Origin of the sequence: Neobacillus drentensis (assembly GCF_036966985.1) — a bacterium.
GTDB lineage: Bacteria > Bacillota > Bacilli > Bacillales > Cytobacillaceae > Neobacillus > Neobacillus drentensis_E.
In genome coordinates this window covers 1,859-5,568 of sequence record NZ_JBALSN010000041.1, presented here as the reverse complement: position 1 = coordinate 5,568, position 3,710 = coordinate 1,859, and the positions used below count along the sequence as shown (strand labels likewise).

The following is a 3,710-nucleotide window of genomic DNA, read 5'->3' as shown; positions in this document are numbered from 1 at the left end:
TAAATACCCTATTTCCCTTGGAAAAGTGCTTGGTAATGGCATATCTTTAACTTTTATAAAGTCTCTTGAAAGTTCATTCAATAACTCTTTTTCACATTCAGGAATTATGGCATAGATAAAAATTTCTTGCTTGTAAATAGAAGATATTATCTCAACAAACTCCTGTTCATCAATATCTTCATCAAGCAAAAATTCTTTTTTCTTCGGGAGGAAATTCATCTTTACCAACCCCGTATTTTTAAACTTTTTATCTTTAAAAGTATAATTTACTGATGTATCAGGCATAGCTCGTTATTTTTCCCATAGCTCAATCAGCCTTCCTTCAGGATCTTTAATCCAAATAAACTTTCCATAATCACCAATTTCTTTTTCCTTTGCAAGAGGTACACCAATTTGTTCAAGATGATTAATCGTCTCGTTTAGGTCATAAACTTGGAAATTCAACATCACTTGCTGCTCTCTTGGGAAATAGCTGTCATCTTCAGTAAAGAAAGAAAAGATCGTTTCATTTCCTGGCTGGGATTTGATAATAGTCCCATTCCAATTGTCTATTTCAATCTTCAACACTTCACTGTACCATTTTTTTATAACATCTAGATTTTTAGTCCTCCAAAATATTCCTCCGAAACCTTTAATCATAATAATTGTTTCCCTCATTTCTCTAATTTTTCTATTTAATTAGAAATTCTACAAATAAAAACAGATTCCTTCTTCAACCAACCTGCAGAATTTCTATCTCCATAAGAGATTATTTCATTGTTCTGTTGGTTTAAGTGGTCCGTAAAAATATGAAGCAGTTGCTCCACCGTCAATTAGGAAATCAGCCCCGGTGATGAAAGCTCCTTGCGGCATCATCAGCAGTTCTGCAACATTTGCAACCTCATCAGCTGTTCCTGGTCGTCCAGCAGGGCATTTGGCAAACATATTCCTATAGAATTCTCCTCTTGGACCATTGAATTCTTCTATAGCTAGTGGCGTTACGATAATCCCTGGGGAAATGGAATTGATACGAGCGTTTTTCCTCCCCCAGCGTATAGATTCAAACATAACGCGCTTCACATTGCACCGTTTCGCCATTTGATAAGCGTGCAACGTATCCTTGATATTTTCTGGACGAAGTACCTCCAAACTAAGGAGTTCTTCAGTTGATGTCGTTGCTAGCTGTTCATCAATTTCAACTCCCAATTGAGGCATTCTGTGTCCAGACTGACTGGAAATTGTCACACCAACTCCTCCAGGTGCTATGACCTTTCCTACTTCCTCAAGCAATACTGCAGTTCCGTACAAATCCACCTTCAAAATAGTTTCAATAGGTGCCTGACTAGGTGACACGCCTGCTGCATTGATAAGAGCAGTGATTTTACTATACTTCTGACCTTCTGCAATCAAATTTAAAATAGATTCTCTGGAAGAAATGTCCGTTTCGACAGGTATCACATCAAATCCGGCATCTTTCATAATTTTTGCAATAGCCTTGGCATTATCTAGGTTCTTATCACCAACAATAATTTTCTTACCAAAACCGATTCTTCTAGCTATCGCCATGCCAATCTGTCCAGCACCGGTCCAAAGTATAACTTCTTTCATAGTATGTCCTCCTTAAATTTTTTCTAGGATTAGTTTATTGTTTGCTTTATCATTCCGTAGGTAATACAATTCAATGCTAGTAAAAAAATTTACAACGATATATAATTGAACACGCGTCTATTATAATATAAAGATATAGGATGTTTTCAATTGTTAATTCAACGCAATTTGTTTAGTAGTAAACAAATCAATTAAAATTGTTGAATATCTCTAGAAAGATTGGTGTATATTAAAATGTCTAAAGTTGATAGAAGAATAGCCAAAAGCCAAGTAGCGATAAAAAATGCGGTAACTGAACTGATGTCTGAAAAAAGTTTTGATGACATTACCATTCAGGATATTGCTGATAGAGCAGATGTTAATAGAGGAACTATCTATCTTCACTACACGGATAAATATGATCTATTGGATAAAATGATTGAAGAACATATGGACAATCTTCGAGAACTATGCAAATCGGCATCTGAGATGACTTTTCAAGAAGGAAACTATGTCTGGTACGAATACTTTGAGCGTAATTATTTATTTTTTTCAACTATGTTAGCGAGTAAAGGTGCACCATATTTCCGTAGTCGTTTTCTCGATTTAGTCATCCAAGAGTTTAAACCTGAAGTGGAAACAACCGAAGGAACAAATCAAGGATTAAGTAAAGATGTTATTCTTCAATTTTTTGGTTCAGCGGTCGTTGGTGCCGTGGAATGGTGGTTCAAGAATGGAATGCCATTGCCAGCCCGTGTGATGGCAGAGCAGACGGGAGCATTGTTGGACAGAAACCTGGAATAGCGGACAATTTAAAAAATGGAGGGTGTCCAAAAGCAGATCAAATTGCTTTTAAACGCCCTCTTTTATGTGCTATGGTGGCTTTCTCCGAGTCTAATGCTTTAATAGAAGTGGTAATCATTGAATTCAAATACAATACTCTTCCTGAGAAATTGTTAGCCCTTAGAACCTGTCGCACGACTTTACTTTTTAATTTTATGTACCCATTATCACACCCGATTTAGGTTGACACTAAGAAATATAATGTATATAATTATCTCGAATTCAAGATAACTATTATTAACATCACAAACATTATTAAAGAACTTAAGTTTTCTTAATATACATTTTTTATGATAGATTGGAGAGAAAAATATGCTAAGAAAAATCAACAGCAATGATATGGGTTCTAGTAATCTTGGATGGTTAAGAAGTAAATTTCATTTTTCATTTGCAGACTATTATAATCCTGACAATATTCAGTTTGGTGTTTTACGGGTAATCAATGATGATTTAATTAACCCGCAAACAGGATTTGGTACGCATCCACATAAAAATATGGAGATTATCTCCTATGTGGTGAATGGTGAGTTGACTCATGGTGATAGCATGGGTAACCAAAATACAATAACACGTGGACAAGTTCAATATATGAGTGCGGGTACGGGTGTGCTTCATAGCGAATATAATTTAGGTGAAGATACATCAAGGTTTTTACAAATTTGGATTTTACCAGACAAAAATGGCCATACACCATCCTATGGTGATTTTAGATTCAATTGGGATGATAGAAAAAATACTTGGCTGCACATGGTATCAGGAAAAGACAGAGATGCTCAAATTACGATTAACCAAGATGCAAACATTTATTCTTTGGAATTGCAGCAAGGAAAAGAAATAAGCTTTCCAGTCAAAGAGGACAGGCAGGCTTATTTAGTTCAAATAGAAGGTACTTCTATCATTAATGGCATTGAGCTCTCTGATAGAGATGGAATGGAGATTGTTGAAGAAGATATCACAATTAACGCAGAAAAAACCTCGCATATCTTACTAATAGAGATGAAAAAAGCATAGTAGTTTGATATATATGTAAAGTCTGATGGAAATCCCATCAGACTTTTTGTTTTATTTCACTGTCGATTTTTCATTGATAATCATTTGAATTTGCGCAACTGTTGCTGGATCTTCAAGCCCTGTAATATCACCTGAAACCTTACCTGAAACGAAAATTTCCTTTAATAAGCGGCGCATGATTTTTCCGCTAACTGTTTTTGGTAGTGTTTCTGTGAAAATGATAGATTTTGGCAGGGCAATTTTTCCGATAAGCTGTATAATATTTTCATTTATTTTTTCTTTTAAATCAT

At 35.2% G+C, this 3,710-nt stretch carries 6 protein-coding genes; 2 read left to right on the top strand and 4 right to left on the bottom strand.

From position 1 onward, the window contains the following. The 3 genes from V7659_RS02950 to V7659_RS02940 all read right to left on the bottom strand — a co-directional run. Positions 1-285: hypothetical protein (locus V7659_RS02950; protein WP_335537994.1), on the bottom strand; the 285-nt coding region annotated here is incomplete at its 3' end. A gap of 6 nt (positions 286-291) precedes the next feature. Then, on the bottom strand, positions 292-639 hold the full coding sequence (locus tag V7659_RS02945; RefSeq protein ID WP_335537992.1) for a VOC family protein: 348 nt from the start codon (positions 637-639) through the stop codon (positions 292-294). A gap of 114 nt (positions 640-753) precedes the next feature. Beyond that, the gene (locus tag V7659_RS02940; RefSeq protein WP_335537991.1) at positions 754-1,587 is read right to left on the bottom strand and encodes an SDR family oxidoreductase; all 834 of its coding nucleotides are present in this window, start codon (positions 1,585-1,587) and stop codon (positions 754-756) included. 234 nt (positions 1,588-1,821) lie between these two features. On the opposite strand from V7659_RS02940, the gene V7659_RS02935 reads away from it, so the two are divergent. After that, positions 1,822-2,370 carry a TetR/AcrR family transcriptional regulator gene (locus tag V7659_RS02935; RefSeq protein WP_335537989.1) on the top strand — a complete coding sequence of 183 codons (549 nt, stop codon included), beginning with the start codon at positions 1,822-1,824 and terminating at the stop codon, positions 2,368-2,370. A gap of 351 nt (positions 2,371-2,721) precedes the next feature. Continuing rightward, complete coding sequence (locus tag V7659_RS02930) at positions 2,722-3,420, top strand: pirin family protein (RefSeq protein WP_335537988.1); 699 nt, start codon at positions 2,722-2,724, stop codon at positions 3,418-3,420. Positions 3,421-3,471: 51 nt separating this feature from the next. Here V7659_RS02930 and V7659_RS02925 read toward each other — a convergent pair. Beyond that, the coding region (locus V7659_RS02925) for an AMP-binding enzyme (RefSeq protein ID WP_420491698.1) at positions 3,472-3,710 on the bottom strand (239 nt) is incomplete at its 5' end.